Raw genomic sequence first — 21,050 nt, 5'->3', positions numbered from 1 at the left:
TCGGTGGGGCGGTCGTGGGCGAACGCTGTGATCCTCTGGGGCGAGGACATCGGCGGCCGGTTGCCGGAGTTCGGCTAGGTCGGGCGGAGAGGATGGCGTCATGCCCGTGATCGAGGTCTCCCACCTGCGCAAGACGTACGGCGAACGTGTCGTGGTCGATGACGTGAGCTTTTGTGTCGAGGAGGGCGAGATCTTCGGCGTTCTGGGTCCCAATGGTGCGGGGAAGACCACGATGGTGGAGTGCGTCGGGGGGCTGCGGCACCCCGATAGGGGAACCATCAGGGTCGCCGGGATGGATCCTTCTAGCGAAAGCGCCGCCTTCCGGGAGACGCTGGGCATCCAGCTGCAGGAGTCGCGGCTGCCGGACAAGATCCGGGTCGGGGAGGCACTTGATCTGTACGCCAGCTTCTATCCCGATCCGCGTGACCCCGGTGATCTGATGGAGCACCTTGGGCTGACCGGCCAGCGATCGACGTACTTCTCGAAGCTCTCCGGCGGCCAGAAGCAGCGCCTGTCGGTTGCGCTTGCGTTGATCGGGAATCCCCGGGTGGCGATCCTCGACGAGCTGACCACGGGGCTGGACCCGGTCGCTCGGCGCGAGGTGTGGGGCCTGTTGGAGGGGCTTCGCGAGGGCGGGGTGACTCTTCTGCTGGTCTCGCACTTCATGGAGGAGGCCGAGCGACTGTGTGATCGAGTCATCGTGATCGACCGCGGTCGGGTCATCGCCGCCGACACACCGGAGGCGCTGGCCGCGGCCGTGCAGGCCGACCAGCGGATGACGTTCGTGCCCTCGGACCGGTTCGATCCGGCCATGGCGCAGATGCTGCAGGCGCTGCCCGACGTGCACACGGTGACGACCGACGCTGGTCGCGTGGTGGTCACCGGCACTGACAACGTCGCTAGTGCGGTCATCATTGCGTTGCACGAGCACGGCGTCTCGGTCGGCCGGCTGCGTGTCGACCAGCCGAGCCTGGACGACGCGTTCGTGGCGCTAACCGGCGACGATGCCGTCGATCCGGTCGTTGGGGTCGATGCGGCCGGGACCAGTCAGCGGGAGGCATGATGGCGACCCCCGGCGTACGTGGTGCCGCGGGAGTCTTGCGGCTGCTGCCGCGACTGAACCCGACGGCTGCGCGCGCGATGCTGGTCAGCGAGGGGCGGCTGCTGGTCCGCAACCCCGGCGTGGTGATCTGGGCAGCGATCCTGCCGGTCGCCGCCGATATCATCCTCGGCTCCATCCCTGGGGTGCGCGCCCCCGCGGACGCGCTGGGAGGGTTGAGCTTCTTTGCCGTCTACCAGCCCATTCTGATCTTCTTCGGGCTGACCCTGCTCGCCTTGAACGCGCTCCCCGATGTGCTGACCCGCTATCGGGAGATGGGTGTGCTCAAGCGGCTGCGCACCACACCGGTCTCGCCCGCGCTTCTGCTCTTTGCCCAGCTGACCTTGATCTTCGCGGTGGCGGTGGCCTGCATGGTCGTGATGATCGTGGTGCCGGGCGTGGTCGGCGGTGCCTGGCCGCGCAACCTGGTGGGCTTCCTGGTGTCCTACCTGCTGGGTGCCTGGGCGATCCTCGGTCTCGGCATGCTGATCGCGAGCCTGTTCCACAATGCCAAGGTCGCCGCGGGGTTCGGGTCGTTCCTGTTCTTCGTGCTCCAGTTCTTCGCCGGGCTGTGGTGGCAGCGCACCAACATGCCCCCGTGGCTGCGTCACATCTCCGACGTCACACCGAGCGGTGCCGCGGTGCAGTCGTTGATGGACTCAAGTGAGGGCCACTGGCCGACCTGGTTGCACCTGATCGTCATGGCCGTATGGGGCATCGCGACCACGCGGCTAGCGATCCGGCTCTTCAGCTGGGAGTAGAGCAGGGGAACCGGACGGAGCCCAGGTCTGGGCGTCGCATACGTCCGGGGTTCGCGCTGGTGTAGTCGTAGGCGTAGCCCAGCAGCTCTGCCTCGCTCCATTGGGGGCCGAGGAAGATGAGGGCGAACGGGCGACCGTCGTGGTAGGCGCCATCGGGAAGGACGACGCCGGGCAGTTGCGCGATGTTGATCTCGGAGACAGTGCTGGCGTGCACGGTCTCGCCGCCGCGGGTGTCGCCGGCGCTGTCGCCGATGGGCGCTATCTGCTGTGGGAAGCAGAGCGCGTCGAGCCGGTGGGTGGCGAAGACGGAGTCGATGATGGCGAGATAGGCGTCGCGGACCTGCAGGAAGGGCGTCAGGTCCGGGGTCTGCTCGGGGTCGCCGGCGGCGAGCAGTTCCAGCGGTTTGTCGGTGAACTCACTGGCTTGGGCGAAGGCGAGCAGCTCGGCGAGGCTGTGCACGGGCGCTGTCGGGCCGAGGGCTGCGAGGTAGCGGTCCATCTCGTAGGCGGCGTACTCCTGGCCCCGGGAGTCGTAGCCCTGGTCGTCGAGTACGGCGAGGTCGGCGAGGTCGGTGTCAGCGAAGGGATCCTCGATCACGACCGCGCCGCGACTGCGGAGACGGTCGACGGCCGCGGCGTAGAGATCTGCGGTCTCGGTCGTCAAGGCGCCCCGGCCTCCGCGCCAGCCGGGCCCGTACAGGCCGATCCGCGCGCCCTGGAGGGCGGTGGTCGACAGTTGTGAGGTGTAGCCGCCTGCGGGCACCTGGGCGGCGTGGGTCTTGGGGTCATCGGGATGTGGGCCGGCCATGACGTCGAGGAGCAGGGCGGCGTCCTCGATGCTCTTGGTGATCGGGCCCAGAACGTCGCGGGTGGAGCCGCACTGGGGGACGCCGCCGGTGGTGGGGACCAGCCCGAAGGTGGGCTTGATGGCGTACAGGCTCTGCGCGGCCGCCGGGTTCTGGATCGAGCCTCCGGTCTCCTCGGCGAGCCCGGCGATCGCGAAGTCGCCGGCGACGGCGGTCGCGGTCCCGGTAGAGGAGCCGCCCGGCGCCCAGCGGCGGTCGAGGATGTTGTACGTCGGCCCGTCGGCGCTGTCGTCGGCGTTCGACCCGCTGTAGGCCCACCGCGGGAGGTTGGTCTTGCCGATGATGACCGCGCCCGCCTCCCGCAGCCGCACGACGACCGGCGCGTCCTTCGCCGGGACCAGGGCCAGGCCGCCGCAGGCAGGGGTGGTCACCGGCCAGCCGTCGGTCGTCGGCAGACCGGCCATGTCGACCGAGTCCTTGACCACGATCGGCACTCCCTCCAGGGCCCGGGGTGGCTCGCCCAGCGCGCGGCGGGTGTCGGAGGCCTTCGCCTCCTCCAGGGCCGCGGGGTTGAGTTGCGTGAAGGCGTTGTAGTGGGGCTCGTACGCCTCGATCCTCGCCAGGAACGCCTCGACGAGCTGGACCGACGTGAGCGCACGCGCCTCCAGCGCAGCGAGCGCCTCGGTGACGGTGTAGGTCGTCGGGTCGGTGAGGGGATCAGGGTCCTGGGCCACCTGCGAAACCTAGACGGCCCGGGTTGCGGCCAGGTTTCCCGTCCATCGTGCCGCTGGCACTCAGCTGCCGGTCGACCAGGTCGCGGGGGAGATGATCCACAGTGCCTCGGCGGTGCGAGTCGCGCTGGGGTTGCGCCAGGTGTGGGGCTCGCGGCCGGCGAACGTCATGGTGTCGCCGGTGCCGAGCAGCTCGGTCTGTCCGGTGAAGACCAGCTCGATCTGCCCTTTGAGGACATGGAGGACCTCAAGCTCGGCGTTGAGCGTGTACAGCTCGGAGCCGGCCGAGGCGAGCGGCTCGATCGTGGAGCGGACCATCTGTAGCCGCGACTGGGCGCGTGGAGTGAGCAGCCGCTCCTCCGCTCCTTGCCCGGTCAGCTGGATCCGAGGGGCCTGAGTGCGGCGTACGAGATCGGTCTTGGGGGCAGTGAAGAGCTCGCCGACCGGGAGGGAGAGCGCATCGCAGATGGTCACGAGCGTGGCCACGCTCGGGGAGGTCATGTCGCGCTCGAGTCGGCTGATGAACCCCTTGGTGAGGTCTGTCATCTGGGCGACCTGGTCGATGGTCAGCCCCTGTCTCTGCCGGGCGTCGCGCAGGCGGGGACCGAGGTGAAGGCCGGCTCCCGACACCTCCGGCATCTCCCACCCCCTCGCATCGTGATCTGAGGCCGTCCGCACCCTACTGTGCGCGAGCGTCATGCGGACGAAACATTCCCTGTTGTCCAATAGTGATCGCAGGTTTAGCATCAGGCAACCACCTCGTTCGAGTGACAGGAAACGCAGTGACGACGACTCCCGAAGCACCGCGGGCTTCCGCGATCGAGACTCGGTCTATCGACTGGGTTCCGGAGAACGAACGGCACGGCCGGCTCTGGCACCAGGCCCCGCTGTGGTTCCTGGGCAACTTCCAGTACTTCTCCATCCCGATCGGCTTCATCGGTCCCAGCCTGGGTCTCTCGATCGGGTGGACCGTGGTGGCCTCGCTGCTCGGGCTCGCCGTCGGCACGCTGTTCATGGCCTTCCATGCCACCCAGGGCCCGCAGATGGGCCTGCCGCAGATGATCCAGTCGCGGGCACAGTTCGGCTATCGCGGCGTCATCGTGCCGCTGTTCGCGACGCTGTTCACCTACGTCGCGTTCAACGTGACCGACCAGGTACTCCTCGGGCTGGGTCTGGACGCGACGTACGGGTGGAACGCCCACGTCATCGCCGTGATCGCAGCGGTCGGAGCGGCACTGCTGGCCATCTATGGGCACGACTGGCTGCACCGGTTCTTCCGGGCCATCCTCTACGTCTCCCTACCGCTGACCACCATCCTCACCGTCGGGGTGCTGGTCGGCGCCGGCGGTGGGCACGCCCCCAGCGCTCACTTCGGATTCAGCGGGGTCGCGTTCATGGCGCAGTTCTCCGCCGCGGCCGCGTACAACATCACCTACGCCCCCTATGTCTCCGACTACTCGCGCTACCTGCCCACCGACACTCCGGCCAAGAAGGTCATCGCCTCGGTGTTCTTCGGTGCCGCCGGCGCGGCCCTGTGGCTGATGTCGCTGGGCGCCTGGCTCGCGGTACGGCTCGGCGCATCCGACGGCCTGGCCGGCCTGCAGCTGGCCGGCAACAATGTCATCGGCCACCTCGGCGACATCGTCGCCTTCCTCTCCGCGCTGGCCCTGGCCGCGACCATGGGCATGAACGCCTACGGCGGCATGCTCTCGGTCCTGACCGCGATCGACTCCTTCAAGCCGATCAAGCCGACCAAGTCCGCGCGGATCATCACGATCGTGGGCCTCGCCGTCGTCTGGTACGTCATCGGTGAGGCGATCACCGGGAACGCCGTCAACACCGTGCTCAGCTCGCTGACCCTGATGCTTTACCTGCTCGTCCCGTGGACGGCGACCAACCTGGTCGACTACTTCTTCGTACGCCGCGGCCACTACGCCATCACCGAGCTGTTCCGCCCCCACGGGATCTACGACGTCTGGGCCTGGCGCGGACTGCTCGCCTACGCGATCGGGTTCGTCTGCGAGATCCCCTTCATGATCCTCCCCACCCTCGGCTCTTGGAGCTACACCGGCTGGTTCGCCAGCAAGCTCAACGGGGTCGACATCGCCTGGATCGTCGGTCTCGCGGTCAGCTCGATCGCCTATCTGGCCCTGACCCGAAGCCTCGACCTCGCCGCCGAGAAGACCGCAGAGCAGGCCAGCCGGACCGAGCTCGCCGCTCTCGACGGGGAGCTGGCGTGAGCGCCGACATTCCGCGGATCGTGGACGGCGGTCACCTCGGCCCGGTCGACGCCAGCCTGACCCCCAGATTCGCCGGACCAGCGACCTTCGCCCTGCTGCCCACCCCCGACCAGATCAGCGACCTCGACGTCGCCATCGTCGGCGTCCCCTTCGACGCCGGAGTCAGCTTCCGCCCCGGCGCGCGGTTCGGGCCCGAGCACATCCGTACCTCCTCGCGGTTGCTGCGCCCGTACAACCCGGCCGCCGACGTCTCCCCGTTCGCCCGGCTCCAGGTGGCCGACTGCGGCGACATCGCGGCCAACCCGTTCTCCATCGAGGACGCCGTCGCTCAGATCCAGCGAGGCGCCGATGCGCTCTCCGAGCGCGCCGGCCGTCTCCTCACCCTCGGCGGGGACCACACCATCGCCCTCCCACTCCTGCGGTCGCTGGCCCGACGCCACGGGCCGGTCGCGGTCGTCCACTTCGACGCCCACCTCGACACCTGGGACACCTACTTCGGGGCGCCCACCACCCACGGCACCCCCTTCCGCCGTGCCTCCGAGGAAGGTCTGCTCGACACCTCGGCCTGTCTCCACGTCGGGATCCGTGGCCCGCTGTACGGCGCCCGTGATCTCGTCGACGACCGCGACCTCGGCTTCCAGATCATCCCCGCCACCGAGGTGCCCGAGTTGGGCGTGCGTGGCGTCATCGAGCAGATCCGCGCACGGGTCGGCGAGCGGCCCGTCTACGTCTCGGTCGACATCGACGTCCTCGACCCGGCCTTCGCGCCCGGCACCGGCACCCCCGAGTCCGGCGGGCTGCTCAGCCGTGAGCTGCTGGCCGTCCTGCGTGGCTTCGCCCAGACCAACATCGTCGGCGCCGACATCGTCGAGGTTGCACCCGCCTACGACCACGCCGCCATCACCGGCATCGCCGCCGCCCACGTTGGCTACGAACTCCTCTCCGCAATGGCCCTCGCGGCTGCCGGCCCCGTCCCGACGACCGGATCCTCCGGCGACCAGACGGGGGCACCAGCATGAGCGAGCGAGCCGAAGTCCTCCAGGCGGCTGAGCGGCTCGTAGCGGCATTCGCCCGGCATGACGCCGCCGCGTACTTCGCCGGCTTCGACCCCGAGGCCACCTTCATCTTCCACAACCACCCCGCCCGCCTGGAGAGCCGCGGACAGTGGGAGCAGCTGTGGAAGCTTTGGGAGCACGAGCACGGCTTCCGCATCCTCGAATGCCGGTCCTCCGACCAGAGGGTCCAGATCGTCTCCAACGAGGTCGCCGTCTTAACCCACACCGTGCACACGACGGCAACCTTCGACGGCGAACAATCCACCACCCTCGAGCGGGAGACGATCGTGTTCCAGCGAGCCGACCGAGGCTGGACCGCCGTCCACGAGCACCTATCCCTGCACCCGACTCCACCGGACAATTGGTCTGACGACGTCGAGCTCGATCTCTGAGTCGAAGTAGGCGCCCGAGTCCGCTCGCGGCGGCGGCATGACGCTCCTCGCTCGTGAACTGTCGCGGATAAGGCGTGGGATGAGCCATGCGTTGGCGGGAGGATGAACCAGTGATCAGCGAGAAGCGGCTTCAGGATCTTGCCGGTCGACTGGCTACCACGAAACCCGTGCTCCAGCATGCCAACCGCCGTTCAGTGGACGTCTGCGGCAGACCGTCGCTAGTACCGGTCGAGCCGGCCGGGCACCTGCAGGTGTGACGACAACGCCAAGCGAACCCAGCCCCGACCCCACCGTCGTGCCCAGTGGCGACCCCGGCTCTGAATCAAGCCCCGACCCCGAACCGGACGACCCGGCAGCCCCTGCTGCCCCAGAGGTCGACCCGGACTCCGTCTAGTACGCCTCGAGCTAGCCGCGGACCGGCAGAAGCATGCGGAACGGCAGAAGCATGAGGCGATCCGGCGGGCCAGATCCGGTCAGTCGTGTGGACCTCAGCGGCCCGGAGCCGGGCGGGCAGGACGACGTGCCAGCGGCCGCCTGGCCGGGCAGAGGAGGGTGGTGGGGCGCCTCTCGCCAACCGAGTCGCAAGCCGCCGACCTGCAGTGGTGCCCGGGCTTGCGGGGTGACACGAGGCCGGTGACGCGCGGCTGGCATAGGGTGGTGAGCGTTCGCCAAGAAGGAGCCGTGCCGCCGAGATGAACGATGAGTATCCGGACGCCGATGCGAGCTTGGCGGCGGGAGAGGAGCCGCCGTCAGCGCGCGCGCCGTTGAGCCGGGAGCGCGTCGTCAACGCCGCCGTTGCCTTCATCGACGAACACGGACTTCCGGCGCTGACCATGCGCCGACTGGGCGAAGCGCTCGGTGTTGAGGCGATGTCGCTGTATCGCCACGTCCCGGGTCGTGAGGAGCTTCTCGACGCAGTCGTGCAGGCGATCACCGAGGACCTCGAACGGGACCCGGAGGTCTGCCTCGAGCCGCGAGATGGCTGGCAGGACTTCGTGATCCGCCTTGCCCACGGCGTGCGGCGGATCGCCCTTGCGCATCCCAAGGTGTTTCCCCTCGTTGCCTCTCGTCCGCTGGAGGCACCATGGCTGCGTCCGCCGCTGCGCAGCTTGGCGTGGGTGGAGCGCTTCCTGGTCGCCCTGACCTCAGCCGGCTTCGATGACGCGAACGCGGTTGGCGCCTACCGGGCCTTCACCAGCTTCCTGCTCGGCCACCTTCTTCTCGAGGTGTCGACCCATGGCGCGGACGTGGGGCCTCTCGACGTGCTGGAGGAGGATAACGAGTCCGGCGGGCTAGCCGAGTACTCCACGGTACGCCGATTGCGACCCGCCCTCTCGGAGGACCACTCGGCGCTGGAGTTCGAGGATGCGTTGGAGGAGCTGACCAACCGGCTGCAACTCATGCTCAGCGCCAAGACGCCCTAGTGGGGCCGGGCAGCAGTGCTGCGTTCGACCGGCCCCTGGGCCGCTACTTCTCCGGGCGCTGGTCGGCGTCGCCCTCGACCTCGATCTGCTCCTTGCGGACATCGCCTGTGACAGTCTCCTCCTCGGTGGTCGACTCGGTGCCCAGGCGCACCCGCTCGACCGGTTCGGCGGTGGTGCCCACGGCCGGGCGCTCCTCATGAAGGACGACCTCGTGCTCCCCCTCGGAGATCGCGGGGCCTGCCAGCGCATCGTCGCGGTTGGCATCGGTGATCGGCTCACGCTCGAGCGTGGCCCGCTCCTTGCGGACCGGCACCGTGACCGTCTCCTGCTCGGTCACCACGTACTTGCGCAGCCGGATCCGGCCGGCCTCCTCGCTGCGGACGCCGACGTCGAGGTGCTCCTCCGCGCGCGTCATCGCTTCATCCGTCGTAGGCCCGGTGACGTCGTCGCCGGCAGAGCGCGAGGTGTCGGTCCCTGCGGTCCCAGTCGGGAGCCCGGCATCGGGGGCGGCGGTCTCGGTGCGGCCACTGTCGGGGAGGCCGGAGTCGCTCAAGGCCTCTGAGTACGGCATCCGGTAGTAGTCGTACAACCGCCGTTCCTCGGCCTGGTCGAGGTGCTCGCCGTCGAGCTCGACGGACGGTGCCTCCTTGACCTGTTCCTTGGAGAACGGGACGATCAGCCGCTCGCCGTCGAAGGTCGCGTCGGCCAAAGGCACGAATGACTCGCTAGTACCGAACAAGCCCGTGTTCACGGTCGCGAACTCCGGCCTGCCGGTCTCGTCGTCGACGAACACCTGGCCCACCTTGCCGACCTTGCTTCCGTCCGCACCATAGGCGGTGCTACCGAGCACGTCGTGCAGCTCTGTTTCGTTGAGCATGGTCACTTCCTCTCGTTGGGACCGGCGTGCCGCGTCCCTGGCCTGATGGAACCGTTGCTCATCCCGCTGTTTACGGTGTAAACGCCGGAGGTTTACACTGTAAGCGCGAACAACCGAACCGTCGAGAATTGCGTTTACGGTGTAAGCGGGCGGGTACTTCCTGCCGTGTCCAGAGAGGGAGGAAGGCTCATGGTGAGGAAATCGATGATGGCGGCCACCTTTGCGGCCGGGTATGTCCTGGGGGCTCGGGCGGGCCGGGATCGTTACGACGCGATCGTCGCCAAGGCCCAGGAGCTGTGGCGGGACCCGCGGGTGCAAGACAAGGTCAGCCAAGCCCAGGATGTGGCGAAGGAAAAGGCAAACCAGGTGCAAGCCGCGGCGAAGGAGAAGCTGCCCCGAACATCCGGCTCCGGTACATCCGGCTCAGCGTCGGCCTCAACACCCGCCGCGGGTACGGGCTCGGAGTCGGTGCCGTGAGCGGGCCGGGGACCGGTGAATACGAGGGCCTCGGCTTCGAGCCCAGGCGCCCCGGCGAGCCGTCAGTAGGGCCCGATCAGGGGGAGGCGTCGACAGGGGTACTTGTCTCACGGCTGTCGCAGGAGATGACTACTCTGCTCCGCGGAGAGTTGGAGCTGGCACGACTCGAGCTGTCCCAGAAGGCCAAGCGCGCCGGGGCCGGTGTTGGTGCCTTCGGCGCAGCAGGAGTGATGGCGCTCTACGGCGTGGGCGTGCTGATCGCCGCCGTCGTGTTGGCGCTGGCCTTGGCGATCGACGCGTGGCTCGCGGCTCTGATCGTCGCTGTGGTGCTCTTGGCCGCGGCGGCCGGGATCGCGTTCTTCGGCAAGAAGCGGGTCGACCAGGCTACGCCGTTAAGCCCGGAGCGGACTGCCGACAACATCAAACGCGACGTCGATGCGCTCAAACACCACGAACAGACGCGCAGGGCCGACACACGCAGCACGGACGCACGCAACGTCGGCGGAAGCGGCGAAGGGAGCAACCGGTGACGACAAGCGACCAGTTCCCCCGTGGGAGCGGCGACGGCGACCGCGCGGGCAGCGAGGCTGCCGACGGCGGTAGCCACACCAACCAGAGCGATAGCCAGGGTGATCCGAGCATCGCGGCGGTGGAGGCGGACCTGCACGAGACCCGTCAGGAGCTCGCACGGACGGTGGACGAGCTCACCTCGCGGCTCGATGTGAAGACACGCAGCCGAGAAGCGCTCGCTGCCAGGAAAGAGCAGGCCACAGCCGCTGCGACCCGCCTGCGGAGTCGAGTCGCGGAGGGCACCAGCCGCGCGAGCCAGCGCGCCCGCGCGTCCGTGACTGATGAGCAGGGGCGGCCCACCGGTACGGCGCGAATCGGTGCAGTCGCTGCTGGTGTCGTTCTGACCGGTGTGGTCGCTGTCGTGATCTGGCGGCGGAGCCGTCGATGAATCGGCATGCTGATCGCGACGCGGATGCCCGACAAGGTGGCGCCATGGACCATGAGCCCGACTTCCGGGCGAAGCCTGACTCGCCTGGCGACATCAAGAAGTCGTCATGGATGTATGTGGCGAGGACGACGCTGCGGGAATTCTCCGCCGACCAGTGCACCGACCTGGCGGCCGCGCTGACCTACTACGCGGTGCTGGCGCTCTTTCCCGCTGCGATCGCCCTGCTCTCACTGGTCGGTCTGGTGGGGCAGGCCCAAAGCACGGTGAACACGTTGCTGCAGATCCTCACCGATGTCGGTGCGTCCTCGGCCGCCGACACGCTACGACCGACGCTGACCCAGCTGGCGAACAGCGGTGGGGCCGGCTTCGCGCTGATTATCGGTCTTGCGGCCGCGCTGTGGTCCGCCTCCGGCTACGTCGGCGCCTTTGGACGGGCGATGAACCGGATCTATCAGGTCCCCGAAGGTCGCCCGATCTGGAAACTGCGGCCGCTGATGCTACTGCTCACCCTCGTCACCGTCCTCCTCACCGCGCTCGTGGCCCTCGCACTGGTGCTGACCGGTCCGGCAGCGAGCGCGGTCGGCAACGCCATCGGCCTGGGCTCAACCGCGGTGACGGTGTGGAACATCGCGAAGTGGCCGGTCCTGCTGGTCGCGGTCATCCTCATCGTGGCGCTGCTGTACTACGCCACCCCAAACGTGCGACAACCCAAGTTCCGCTGGATCAGTGTGGGGGCAGTGGTCGCCATCGTGGTCTGGATCATCGCCTCGGTGGGGCTCGGGTTCTACGTCGCCAACTTCTCGTCCTACAACAAGACCTACGGCTCGCTGGCCGGCGTCATCGTGTTTCTGCTGTGGCTGTGGATCACCAACCTCGCGCTGCTCTTCGGCGCCGAGCTCGATGCCGAGCTCGAACGCGGACGCCAGCTCCAAGCAGGGATCCCCGCCGAGGAGGAGCTCCAGCTTCCCCCGCGCGATACCCGGGTCAGCGACAAGAACGCCAAGAAGCGTCGCAAGGACATCGAACGCGGCCGGCGCCTGCGCCGCAGCCGCGGCACCGACGACTAGCCCGACCGACTGTCCTCGACCGGTGGATCACTGACATAGCAGGCGCCGCAGGATCCGCAAGCCAAGCAGCCTGCGCTCCGACCCATCACAATTCTTATGAAGAAGGCTCCTATGAAACGCGAACAACCAGCCAGCAAGCCAGCCAAGATCCTCTACCGACCCTGGGGACTGGCCGGCAGCATCATCGGCGGCCTCATCGCCGGACAGATCTTCCAACAAGTCTGGAAGCATCTCGTGCCCAGCACCAGCGACGATGCACCCAAGCCACTGGAGTCGAAGTATCCGCTGCAGCAGATCCTCATCGCTGCCGTGATCCAGGGCGCTATTTTCTCCGTTGTCCGCGCACTCATCAACCGTGGCGGCGCCCGCCTCTTCCAACGATGGACCGGCGAATGGCCCGGCAATTAGCAGCGCACGAACCACCAGCATGGAGTCCCAGCCTTCCTGTGTAGGCCAGGACTCTTTCATCTCACGCGTGGCTCTGCGGGGCCTGCGGAGAATCATCCGGACTCGGGGACTCTGGGCCTGCGGGATCGCCCGTTCCCAGAAAGGGCGGCCTGTCGGAGACCTGAACTTGGACACCGCTGTGGCCGGTTGTTCTGCCCTCCTATCGGCGGCCGTGCGCACATCGTGGGGACGGACAACGACCTAAGGGGGCTCCGGGAAGGTGATCGGGTACAGCGGCCACGCGGAGACCTTCGAGTGATGGAAGACAGTCCACCGCAACATGCGGTCTGCGCTGACAATGCCCAGGGCAACGGTTGACAATCGGCCTGACGGTCAGGCAAGCGATGCCATCATGCGAATCGAGACAAGTAGTCCTGGTATCTCGGCTCCTAACCTGGCCGCGTAGCGGGTCGGTGGATCGGACGGGAACCAGCGGGCGTACTCCTCGTTCATGCCAGCGAAGTCGCCAGGGTCGGTGAGCAGCACGCCTACCTCGACAACGTCATCGAGCGTCGCGCCGGCCTCCCGCAGGATGGCCTCGCAATTCGCCAACGCCTGGCGGGTCTGAGCCTGAATGCTGTCACCGGCCATGCGACCGGTGCTCGGGTCGACACCCGTGGTTCCCGAGATGAACACCGAGGATCCGGCCTTGACGCCTTGGCTGAAGAGCGGCGAGCGCGGTGCGTTCGACGTCGTAATGATCTGACGCGGCATCTCGAACCTCCTGGCTGATCCTCCCATCGTCCGGGGTTCCCGGGAAGGCGCTCTCCGTTGTGGCGGTCGTACGCGCACGGCAGGCGGCGGATAGACGCGGGTTCCTTGCCGAGCGTCTGGCCCGACGGTGGGTCGGTGCGCGTGGTGGTAGTGCGAGGCGATCGGCCCGGGTACGGCATGAGCATGAAGAAGAGGTGGGTCGCTGCGGTGCCGTCAGCAGCGTTGGGCGCCCTGGCAGCCCATGACCTTGTACAGCGGAGGCACGCGATCTTGCGGAACTTCCCGGTCGTTGGTCATGCGCGGTTCTGGCTGGAGGCAATCGGGCCGGAGTTGCGGCAGTACATCGTGGCCAGTAACGACGAGGAGCGGCCGTTCAACCGCGATCAGCGGCGCTGGGTGTACGCCTCGGCGAAGCTGCAGAACAACTACTTCGGGTTCGGTACCGACAACGACTTGGAGCACTCCGACGGCAACGTGATCGTGCACCACAAGACCTTCGGTCGCGCCTACCCGACCCACGGCGCGGTGGGTCAGGAGGCGCGGCTGCCGTCGGCGAAGATCCTCGGTGGCCCGCGAGGCCGTCGCCGTGCGTTCCGGCCGGAGTCGGTGGTGAACATTTCGGGGATGAGCTTTGGGTCTCTGTCGGGCAACGCGATCGAGGCGCTCAATCGTGGGGCCGCGGCTGCGGGGTGCCTGCACAACACCGGTGAGGGTGCCGTCTCGCCATATCACCGCAACGGCGGTGACCTGATCTTCCAGATCGGAACGGCGCACTTCGGCTGCCGCGACGAGGACGGCAGGTTCAGCCTGCCGCGGCTGAAGGAGCTGGTGGACTACGCGCCCGTCAAGGCGCTGGAGATCAAGCTCAGCCAGGGAGCAAAGCCGGGGCTGGGCGGCGTCCTTCCGGGACCGAAGGTGTCCGCGGAGATCGCCCACACGCGAGGTGTCGAGGAAGGCGTCGATTGTCTGAGCCCGTCACGGCACTCGGAGTTCGATGACGTCGACTCCCTGCTCGACTTCGTCGAGTCCCTGGCCGAGGAGACCGGTCTGCCGGTTGGCATCAAGTCGGCGGTGGGCGACCTTGGATTCTGGGAGGAGTTGGCCGACGCCATGGCAGCGGGGGATCGTGGCGTCGACTTCATCACCATCGACGGCGGCGAAGGGGGTACCGGGGCCTCGCCGCTGATCTTCACCGACGCGGTCTCATTGCCGTTCCGTCTCGGGTTCGCTCGGGTGTACGGCATCTTCGCCCGGCGCGGGCTACAGCAACACATCACGTTCATCGGATCCGGCAAGCTCGGCCTGCCCGACAACGCCGTCGTGGCGTTCGCCCTTGGCGCGGACATGGTCAACGTCGGACGGGAGGCGATGCTGGCGGTGGGCTGCGTGCAGGCCCAGAAGTGCCACACCGGCGAGTGCCCGACCGGCGTGGCGACGCAGAACCCGTGGTTGGCCCACGGTCTGGATCCCGTGCAGAAGGCGGTGCGTGTCACGAACTACATCAAGACGCTGCGGCGTGATCTGTTGAAGGTCTCGGAAGCCGCGGGTGTGGAGCATCCGGCCCTGATCGGGCCCCGGGCGGTGGAGATCCTCGACAACCTCTCGGACGGCCGGTTGCTCGACGTCGTCTACGGCTATCAGCCGGAGTGGGGTCTCCCGTCGGCGGGCGACCGGGACCAGATCATCACCATCATGGGCGCCACCGAGGAGACGGAGACCCGTACCGAAGGTCCTCCCGAGACCGCCGAGGTCGGAGAGTCGGGCGCCGAGATCGCAGGAGACACCGGCCCGGGGCGATGGACATCTGAAGGAGGTATGTATGAATGACGACGGCGGTGCTGAAGCGGCGGACACCCTGGCCATCTTCGATGCGCTCGACGGCCAACTCGTATGCCGGGTGTGCGGAGTCCTCGTGCCCGCCGACGGCGGTTACGACCAGGTCCATTGGGACTGGCATGAGGCCGCCAACGGAGCATGAGCTACGCCGTGTGGCTCAGCTCAGGCGCCTTGGCCCAAGGGTTCGATCTCGCCGCGCTCGACGAGCTGCTCAAGGGCGGCCGAGCAACCCGCCTGCCACCGATCGTCGCGGCCCTGGAAGGACACCACAGCCTCACCGGTGCAGGTGGCCGCGTCGTGGCTGCCGAGCTGATGCCACGTGCATCGTCCCGCTGCAGCAGGCGATTGCGGCGGGTAGAAGTCTGGACTGTACGCATATGACGGCTTCATCGGTTGACCACCAGTCCTGTCTGGATTCAACTTCCCGCGCGTTCGATGGGGCCGTAGGGATCGGGCGAGCAGTTATCGGCGGGGATGAAAATGCGTACGACACGATCTGCGGGTCCTGGTGCAATCGGGATGAGGCGTGCCGCCCGCGCTCGCACCCGTGCGAATGAGCATGTCTCACCCGAAGGAGAACCGACGGACACTCTGCGCCCGGTACCCCTAAGCGGAGCCAAAGTGACACGCCTTGGAGCACTACCCGGGCGCGGCCCGGCTGCCCGCTGGTGACCAGCCCTATTGGACGGACTCCGCACTGCCGGCACTGACGTCGTGGCGCCGGTAGGGCCTCACGTCGGAGAACCTGCCCGGCGGGCCAAGATGGCCTGCGGGGTACCTGTTCGGCATGACCAACTTCCCTGACGAAGCCCACATCAAGTCGCGTGCCGAGTTGCTGCCCGAGGAGGTCGCCGCCGGCAGCGATGACCCGCAGGAGCAGGCCGAGGTGATCCTGGAGGAGTCCCAGGACCGGACAGACGACCCTGAGGGCACCGGTGCCGAGTCTGAGCAGACCAGCACGCCCGACCACCGGCCGTCCTAAGCTGCTACGCCGCCGATTGGCGATCCATCCGGCGTACTCGCAGCCGGTGTGACGACCTTCGTAGGCCGGTGTGACGACCTTCGTAGGACCGGCGTTGGCGGGGAAACGGGCCCCTGCTGCGGAAACGTCGGTCAGGGGCCTGTTCCGTGTTGTCCGGGCGTGTCCGGCGAGTACGGCGAGGTACGGGCAATCCGGGTGTCTGTGTCCTGTACGTGTCCTGGTCAAGTGCAGAGCCGGTCGGCGCCGGCTCGAGAGCGGCCTCGATCAGGGCCGACGGCCTCGCGATCGTCGAAGATCCGGCGGATGAGAGGTCGGAGGCACGTCCGCACGGCGGTGGGGGTACCGCGTCGGCATCCGCCGATCAACCCAGGGAGGGATCGTGACCGAGGACCAGTCGTCGGACCAGGGGTTCGACCCGCACCGCGAGCTCGTCTCGATGTTGCTAGAGAAAGTCCAGGAGGACCCGTATCCGTCGTCGACGATGATGGATTTCGTCGAGGAGCTGCTCCGGCCAGAGGAGATGCCGGCGTATGCCGCCGTACTCCTCGACAAGATCCGGAACGACACGTTCCCGAGCCTGGACCTGATGGCGCGGGTGCGCGATCTGGCCTGATGGCCACGACGTCGTACGCCGCAGAGCAGTTGCGCCCTCCAGCGTGCGTGCGGTGCAGCCGAGTAGTCGCGCGAGTGGTCCAGATGACCTCTTCGAGATGGGGTCGTAGCAGATGACCCCGCGCTGCCTCGCCTCCACGCGATGACCGGGACGGCAAGTTCGGCAGCAGCAGGTGCTCGCTGTGATGTGGCCGGGACGGCTCCTTGTGTCATTCCCGGCCGGGTCGGTTCTGCGTTGGTGATGTGGCCGCCTGGTCGAAGCCGCGCACGCTGACCGCGCACCTCACCGAATGCACCTGCATCGATGCGCCGCGGGCGCGTCCTCGATGGAGTGCCGCGGCGGTTCCTCGCGGTATACCCGCCGCATCTGGTTCCGGATCGCGGCATGAGAGGGCATTCCCCGATCGCCGCGCTGGGCCGATACCGCCTCGGTGGACGTACGCAACTACCTTCGACTACCTAGTCGACGGCGTCTCCTACGGGCAAACCTCGATCCGCAGGGCACTCCGGATGGGAGTCGTCTTCGGCCTAGGAGTCCTCTTGCAGGGACTCGTCGATGCCGTGGGTTTCGGTGTAGTTCTTCTGCTCCTCCGGGTCCTCGTCGAGCCGCTCCTCAATGTCGCTGCGCTCTATGCCCTCCTCCGGCGGGAGATCGTCGGTGCTGAGGGGCTCATCGTGGGATCCGGAACTCGTCACGGTCGTGCGGTAACCAGCCCGGCATCCGTCAAACAGGACGGCCGTGTGACGGTAGAGGTCAGCGGGCGTGCGCCGTGGCCGCCGGGGTACCTCGGACCATGCCGTCACTCACACAGCAGGACATCGACGAGCTCGGTGGGCGGATCAGCATCCTCGTCCCCCAGAAGGGTGACCAGGTCCGGCTCGGCGAGCTTCTCGAGCGTCTGGCGGAGGGTTCACGATGAACGTCTTCGTCCGGTCGGCGCTCCGGGTGGAAAGCGTCGAGCTGCTCGACGGGGTGGACCGCGCCGTGCGCCCTGCTGCCGAGCTGCTGATCCGCACGCCTCGGGCGCGCGGCATCCTGCACGGTCACTGGCTCGGACACGGCATCCATCCCCCGATGACAGACTTCCCGCTCGGGATGTGGTTCTCGGGCACTCTGCTCGACCTCACCGCCGGTCCTGACCTCAGACCAGCCGCGCGCCGTCTGATCGGCATGGGCGCGATCACCGCGCTCCCGACGGCGCTCACCGGGATCGCAGAGTGGGCATCGATCGACGAACAGCGCGATCGGCGGACCGGTCTCGTCCATGCGGCGGTGAACTCCTCGGCACTCAGCTTGTACGCGTTGTCGTGGCTCGCCCGACGGAGTGACCGGCACCTGACGGGGACGATCCTCGCGGTCGGCGGTGGCCTGGCCGCGACAGCAGGGGGCTTCTTCGGTGGGCATCTCAGCGAGGTCCGCAAGATCTCCAGCCGTCATCCTGCCTTCGGCGCGGATTGAGGCGGCCGGTGCGCGACGACCGGGACATATGCGCGCCGGTCGCTGCGATAGGACGCCCGGATCGGTTCGGTGAGGCGCTGGCGGCGTGGTGTGTTGCGTGGGCGATCAGTCGTGGGAGCGAGCGGGCGGTCTCAGCCGGTGAGGAGGGCCCGGATCGCGGCGGCGGCCTCTTCGATGTCGACTGGCTCGCCGCGCCGCGTGGTCAGGGCGTGCAGCATGAAGCCGTCGCCGTAGTCGGCCAGCCGCCGCGCCCGGATTGCCGGCTCCGCCACACCGGTCGCGGTGAGGATGCCCTCGACGAATCCGAGCAGCCGACGGTGCGCCGCTGCGACGGCGTCGGGCCGTGCGAGCGCGAGCGCGAACCGGGCACGTGTGAGCTCGCCCTGCTCGGTGACGAAGGTGGCCAGCGCGGCCGCGACCGTACTGGCGACAGCCTCCGGCGTAGTCGGCGCCTCCCCACCCCCGGCCGAGAGCTGCGCCAGGTCGCGCTGCTCGAAGCGTGCGACGACCGCGTCGATCAGCGCCTCGCGGGTGCGCCAGTAGTTGGAGGTCGTCCCGAGCGGTACGCCGGCCGCGGCGTCGACGGCGCGATGGGTGAGCCCCTTGAGGCCCCGCTCGGCGACCAGCGTGACGGCGGCGTCGGCCAACGCGGTACGGCGGTCGGGCATGGCCGGATCGTAGTCACGCCGTGCACGACAAACGTAGTGACACGCCACTACAAACGTCGTAACTTGGATGTCATGACCCGGATCAGCATCGTCGGCGGCGGCATCGCCGGGCTCACGCTCGCAGCGGCGCTGGACCCCGAGCGTTTCGAGGTGACGGTGCATGAGCAGCGCCCTGACCTGCCCGACGCCGGCACCACGCTGGCGATGTGGCCCGAGGCCCGGACGGCCCTGGAATCGATCGGCGCCTACGACGCCCTCCGCGGGATGCCGGGGATCGAGCGCTTCCCGATCCTCACAACCAGTGGTCGCCGGCTCCTCGAGCTCTCGGTGCCGCCGGGCCTGCTCGTCTCCCGCGGCGAGCTGCTGCGCGCGCTGGACGCCGCCATCCCGGCCTCGGTCCGACGTATGACCGGTCGCGTGGGCGACACGAGCTGCGACCTGGCCGACGTGCTCGTCGGGGCCGACGGCGTCCACAGCGTGGTCCGCGCGCTGATCGACCCCGCAAAGGCGCACGCCCACCTGACCCCCTACCTCGCGGTGCGCGGAGTGGTCCCGGTGGAGCTCCCCGCCTCAGACTACGGCGAGCACTGGGGCCGAGGCGTGCTCTTCGGGACCAGCCCGCAGCCGCCAGGCACCAACTGGTACGTCGCGTTCCGCTCCGAGCTCGGGCCCGACCGGGTCGACGCGGCCGAGGCGCTCGAGCTCGCCCGTGAGAAGCTCTCCGGAGCCCGGGCCGCGGCCATCGCCCCGGTGCTCGGCGCCGCCGAGGAGACGACGACATTGGCGCAACGGATCTGGACCGTGGGCCGGCTGCGCACCTTCGCGCGGGGGCGCGCCGTGCTGGTCGGCGACGCGGCCCACGCGATGTGCCCCAATCTGGGGCGCGGCGCCTGCGAGTCGATCGTCGATGCCGTCACCCTCGCCCGACTGCTCGCCGAGCAGCCGATCGAGGAGGCCCTGACCGCGTACGACACCGCTCGCCGGCGCCCCACCCAACAGGTCCAGCGCCGGGCCGAGACCGCGATGCGGATCTCGCTCGCCGAGCGCATCCAGCCGATCCGCGACGCACTCGCGGGCGCGACCGGCAGGATCGTGCCTGCGGCACGACCGCGGCCAGCCTTCCCTGCCTAAGCCTGCGCACCCGCTTGCGACCCCCGGCCCGCCCGACGTCCGGGTGCCCAACAAATTCGGAGTGCGCGGAGCTGAAGTCCGGTCATACTTGCCCCACGGACCAACAGCGTGTACGTCGCCTGGCGGGTCAGCAGCCGCGGGCACACGAGGGTGTGGAGGCGGTCCTGCCGTACCGCTACGAGCATCCCGACGTCCAGAGCTACGCCGCGAGCTCGAACGACCTCCGCCTACGACGGCTGTCAGATGCTCGACCGCCCATGGACGACCGCTGGTCGACGGCGCTGCGGTTGTCGCGGCGGTACGTCGGTGACCAGCAGCTGTCGATGGTGGTGCGCGTGCAGAGCGTGACCAGCGGGCAAGGCTGGATCCTAACCCGCGACGGATGGGACTTCGCTGACGACGGGCTCGACGTCGCGGAGCGGCTGATCCCGGTCCTCCACGTCATCGACCAGCTTCATCATCCCGACCCGACCACGCGGCTCGGCTGGACCCAGGACCGGACCGATCCGCCGCGCTCGACAATGACTGAACCGCCTGTCGCCGACGCATGGAGTGACCTCGCGGATGCTCGCCCGTCTCGGCGGTCAGGTGGTGGTCGCGGCGACGGAGCACCGCTCCCAGCTGCGCAACCGCCGCGCTGCGGAGGAGCGTCTCGGGCGATTGCTCCAGGAGGCGATGAGGCCGCCACCTGCTCGGCGGGTTCCGACGAAGCCCTCGAAGGGGTCCAAACAGCGACGCATCCAGCAGAAGAAGAGACACGGCGAGATCAAGCGCCTGCGCAGGCGCCCCGAGGACTGACAGCGGCGGCAGAGTCACCAGAGCAACCCAGAAACTCGATCGGCATCGGAGCGGGGGACCACTATCGTCGTCGCGTGAACGCATCAGGCGAGCCGGTGCCGTTCGAGGTCTATGAGGACGGCGTCTACCTTCACGGCACGAAGGCCGATCTCGCGGTGGGCGAGCTGCTCGTGGCCGGTCGGGAGTCGAACTACGAGGCCGGGCGGGCGATGAACTACATCTACTTCACCGCGACGCTCGACGCCGCGACGTGGGGCGCCGAGCTGGCCGCCGGCGAGGGTCGTGGACGGGTCTACCTCGTCGAGCCGACCGGCGAATTCGAGGACGACCCCAACGTCACGGGCAAGAAGTTCCCCGGCAACCCGACCAGGTCGTTCCGGAGCCGCGAGCCGCTGCGCATCGTGGGCGAGCTGGAAGATTGGGTCGGCCACTCACCGGACAGGCTCCAGGCCATGCTGGACGGGCTGGCGGCGCTGAGGCAGCGGGGCGAGGCGATCATAGAGGACTAATGGACTT

27 protein-coding genes are annotated in these 21,050 nt (G+C 68.3%); 21 read left to right on the top strand and 6 right to left on the bottom strand.

The genetic code is table 11. The features are described 5' to 3' along the window. Positions 1-100 precede the first annotated feature (100 nt). Together ABLE53_RS21215 and ABLE53_RS21210 are read left to right on the top strand one after the other, a co-directional pair. Positions 101-1,063 (top strand): ABC transporter ATP-binding protein, encoded by a 963-nt coding sequence (locus ABLE53_RS21215; RefSeq protein ID WP_348861143.1) that lies wholly within the window; start codon positions 101-103, stop codon positions 1,061-1,063. Then, complete coding sequence (locus tag ABLE53_RS21210) at positions 1,060-1,860, top strand: ABC transporter permease (RefSeq protein WP_348861142.1); 801 nt, start codon at positions 1,060-1,062, stop codon at positions 1,858-1,860. Before ABLE53_RS21215 ends, ABLE53_RS21210 begins: the two co-directional genes overlap by 4 nt. Here the strand turns inward: ABLE53_RS21210 and ABLE53_RS21205 are convergent. Beyond that, the gene (locus ABLE53_RS21205; RefSeq protein ID WP_348861141.1) at positions 1,847-3,400 is read right to left on the bottom strand and encodes an amidase; all 1,554 of its coding nucleotides are present in this window, start codon (positions 3,398-3,400) and stop codon (positions 1,847-1,849) included. The genes ABLE53_RS21210 and ABLE53_RS21205 overlap by 14 nt on opposite strands. A 60-nt stretch (positions 3,401-3,460) precedes the next feature. Beyond that, a complete protein-coding gene (locus tag ABLE53_RS21200; protein ID WP_348861140.1) occupies positions 3,461-4,036 on the bottom strand; it encodes a helix-turn-helix domain-containing protein in 576 nt (191 codons plus the stop codon). A 143-nt stretch (positions 4,037-4,179) separates the two neighbouring features. Between ABLE53_RS21200 and ABLE53_RS21195 the strand changes: the two genes are divergently transcribed. The 4 genes from ABLE53_RS21195 (at position 4,180) to ABLE53_RS21180 (ending at position 8,508) form a co-directional block, all read left to right on the top strand. Next, entirely contained in the window at positions 4,180-5,637 is a 1,458-nt protein-coding gene (locus ABLE53_RS21195) for a purine-cytosine permease family protein (RefSeq protein WP_348861139.1), read from the top strand. After that, the gene (speB, locus tag ABLE53_RS21190; protein WP_348861138.1) at positions 5,634-6,656 is read left to right on the top strand and encodes an agmatinase; all 1,023 of its coding nucleotides are present in this window, start codon (positions 5,634-5,636) and stop codon (positions 6,654-6,656) included. The genes ABLE53_RS21195 and speB overlap by 4 nt, the downstream gene beginning before the upstream one ends. Next, positions 6,653-7,084: a nuclear transport factor 2 family protein gene (locus tag ABLE53_RS21185; RefSeq protein ID WP_348861137.1), complete on the top strand. Its 432-nt coding sequence runs from the start codon at positions 6,653-6,655 to the stop codon at positions 7,082-7,084. Before speB ends, ABLE53_RS21185 begins: the two co-directional genes overlap by 4 nt. A gap of 692 nt (positions 7,085-7,776) precedes the next feature. Beyond that, the gene (locus ABLE53_RS21180; protein ID WP_348861136.1) at positions 7,777-8,508 is read left to right on the top strand and encodes a TetR/AcrR family transcriptional regulator; all 732 of its coding nucleotides are present in this window, start codon (positions 7,777-7,779) and stop codon (positions 8,506-8,508) included. A 43-nt stretch (positions 8,509-8,551) separates the two neighbouring features. Here the strand turns inward: ABLE53_RS21180 and ABLE53_RS21175 are convergent, their stop codons facing one another. Then, positions 8,552-9,385, bottom strand: coding sequence for a DUF2382 domain-containing protein (locus ABLE53_RS21175; RefSeq protein ID WP_348861135.1), 834 nt, complete (start codon positions 9,383-9,385; stop codon positions 8,552-8,554). A gap of 189 nt (positions 9,386-9,574) precedes the next feature. On the opposite strand from ABLE53_RS21175, the gene ABLE53_RS21170 reads away from it, so the two are divergent. The 5 genes from ABLE53_RS21170 (at position 9,575) to ABLE53_RS21150 (ending at position 12,295) form a co-directional block, all read left to right on the top strand. After that, on the top strand, positions 9,575-9,862 hold the full coding sequence (locus ABLE53_RS21170; protein WP_348861134.1) for a hypothetical protein: 288 nt from the start codon (positions 9,575-9,577) through the stop codon (positions 9,860-9,862). A gap of 149 nt (positions 9,863-10,011) precedes the next feature. Continuing rightward, positions 10,012-10,392 carry a phage holin family protein gene (locus tag ABLE53_RS21165; RefSeq protein ID WP_425474899.1) on the top strand — a complete coding sequence of 127 codons (381 nt, stop codon included), beginning with the start codon at positions 10,012-10,014 and terminating at the stop codon, positions 10,390-10,392. Beyond that, positions 10,389-10,820, top strand: a complete 432-nt coding sequence (locus tag ABLE53_RS21160) for a DUF3618 domain-containing protein (protein WP_348861133.1) — start codon at positions 10,389-10,391, stop codon at positions 10,818-10,820. The genes ABLE53_RS21165 and ABLE53_RS21160 overlap by 4 nt, the downstream gene beginning before the upstream one ends. Positions 10,821-10,864: 44 nt before the next feature. Then, complete coding sequence (locus tag ABLE53_RS21155) at positions 10,865-11,887, top strand: YihY/virulence factor BrkB family protein (protein WP_348861132.1); 1,023 nt, start codon at positions 10,865-10,867, stop codon at positions 11,885-11,887. 111 nt (positions 11,888-11,998) lie between these two features. Continuing rightward, entirely contained in the window at positions 11,999-12,295 is a 297-nt protein-coding gene (locus tag ABLE53_RS21150) for a DUF4235 domain-containing protein (RefSeq protein ID WP_348861131.1), read from the top strand. Positions 12,296-12,667: 372 nt separating this feature from the next. On the opposite strand, the gene ABLE53_RS21145 is transcribed toward ABLE53_RS21150, so the two are convergent. Continuing rightward, complete coding sequence (locus tag ABLE53_RS21145) at positions 12,668-13,048, bottom strand: RidA family protein (protein WP_348861130.1); 381 nt, start codon at positions 13,046-13,048, stop codon at positions 12,668-12,670. A gap of 177 nt (positions 13,049-13,225) precedes the next feature. Here ABLE53_RS21145 and ABLE53_RS21140 point away from each other — a divergent pair, with 177 nt between their 5' ends. From ABLE53_RS21140 to ABLE53_RS21120, 5 genes are all read left to right on the top strand, one after another. Beyond that, complete coding sequence (locus tag ABLE53_RS21140) at positions 13,226-14,875, top strand: FMN-binding glutamate synthase family protein (protein WP_348861129.1); 1,650 nt, start codon at positions 13,226-13,228, stop codon at positions 14,873-14,875. Then, the gene (locus tag ABLE53_RS21135) at positions 14,868-15,026 is read left to right on the top strand and encodes a hypothetical protein (protein ID WP_348861128.1); all 159 of its coding nucleotides are present in this window, start codon (positions 14,868-14,870) and stop codon (positions 15,024-15,026) included. Before ABLE53_RS21140 ends, ABLE53_RS21135 begins: the two co-directional genes overlap by 8 nt. Then, a complete protein-coding gene (locus tag ABLE53_RS21130) occupies positions 15,023-15,265 on the top strand; it encodes a hypothetical protein (RefSeq protein WP_348861127.1) in 243 nt (80 codons plus the stop codon). The genes ABLE53_RS21135 and ABLE53_RS21130 overlap by 4 nt, the downstream gene beginning before the upstream one ends. Before the next feature lie 406 nt (positions 15,266-15,671). Next, positions 15,672-15,866 (top strand): hypothetical protein, encoded by a 195-nt coding sequence (locus tag ABLE53_RS21125; RefSeq protein ID WP_348861126.1) that lies wholly within the window; start codon positions 15,672-15,674, stop codon positions 15,864-15,866. A gap of 379 nt (positions 15,867-16,245) precedes the next feature. Beyond that, positions 16,246-16,479 (top strand): hypothetical protein, encoded by a 234-nt coding sequence (locus ABLE53_RS21120; RefSeq protein ID WP_348861125.1) that lies wholly within the window; start codon positions 16,246-16,248, stop codon positions 16,477-16,479. A 527-nt stretch (positions 16,480-17,006) separates the two neighbouring features. On the opposite strand, the gene ABLE53_RS21115 is transcribed toward ABLE53_RS21120, so the two are convergent. After that, the gene (locus tag ABLE53_RS21115) at positions 17,007-17,174 is read right to left on the bottom strand and encodes a hypothetical protein (RefSeq protein WP_348861124.1); all 168 of its coding nucleotides are present in this window, start codon (positions 17,172-17,174) and stop codon (positions 17,007-17,009) included. A gap of 98 nt (positions 17,175-17,272) precedes the next feature. Here ABLE53_RS21115 and ABLE53_RS21110 point away from each other — a divergent pair, with 98 nt between their 5' ends. Next, positions 17,273-17,398 carry a hypothetical protein gene (locus ABLE53_RS21110; RefSeq protein ID WP_348861123.1) on the top strand — a complete coding sequence of 42 codons (126 nt, stop codon included), beginning with the start codon at positions 17,273-17,275 and terminating at the stop codon, positions 17,396-17,398. Further along, positions 17,395-17,937, top strand: coding sequence for a DUF2231 domain-containing protein (locus ABLE53_RS21105; protein WP_348861122.1), 543 nt, complete (start codon positions 17,395-17,397; stop codon positions 17,935-17,937). Before ABLE53_RS21110 ends, ABLE53_RS21105 begins: the two co-directional genes overlap by 4 nt. A gap of 131 nt (positions 17,938-18,068) precedes the next feature. On the opposite strand, the gene ABLE53_RS21100 is transcribed toward ABLE53_RS21105, so the two are convergent. Beyond that, positions 18,069-18,605, bottom strand: a complete 537-nt coding sequence (locus tag ABLE53_RS21100) for a TetR/AcrR family transcriptional regulator (protein ID WP_348861121.1) — start codon at positions 18,603-18,605, stop codon at positions 18,069-18,071. Positions 18,606-18,677: 72 nt separating this feature from the next. Between ABLE53_RS21100 and ABLE53_RS21095 the strand changes: the two genes are divergently transcribed. The 3 genes from ABLE53_RS21095 (at position 18,678) to arr (ending at position 21,043) form a co-directional block, all read left to right on the top strand. Beyond that, positions 18,678-19,736 carry an FAD-dependent monooxygenase gene (locus ABLE53_RS21095; RefSeq protein WP_348861120.1) on the top strand — a complete coding sequence of 353 codons (1,059 nt, stop codon included), beginning with the start codon at positions 18,678-18,680 and terminating at the stop codon, positions 19,734-19,736. Between the two features lie 564 nt (positions 19,737-20,300). Further along, positions 20,301-20,534, top strand: coding sequence for a hypothetical protein (locus ABLE53_RS21090; RefSeq protein ID WP_348861119.1), 234 nt, complete (start codon positions 20,301-20,303; stop codon positions 20,532-20,534). 74 nt (positions 20,535-20,608) lie between these two features. Next, positions 20,609-21,043, top strand: a complete 435-nt coding sequence (gene arr / locus ABLE53_RS21085) for an NAD(+)--rifampin ADP-ribosyltransferase (RefSeq protein ID WP_348861118.1) — start codon at positions 20,609-20,611, stop codon at positions 21,041-21,043. Positions 21,044-21,050: the final 7 nt, after the last annotated feature.

The sequence above is a fragment of the Nocardioides asiaticus genome (assembly GCF_040049175.1).
Classification (GTDB): Bacteria; Actinomycetota; Actinomycetes; order Propionibacteriales; family Nocardioidaceae; genus Nocardioides; species Nocardioides cheoyonin.
This window is presented reverse-complemented; position numbering and strand designations above follow the sequence as displayed.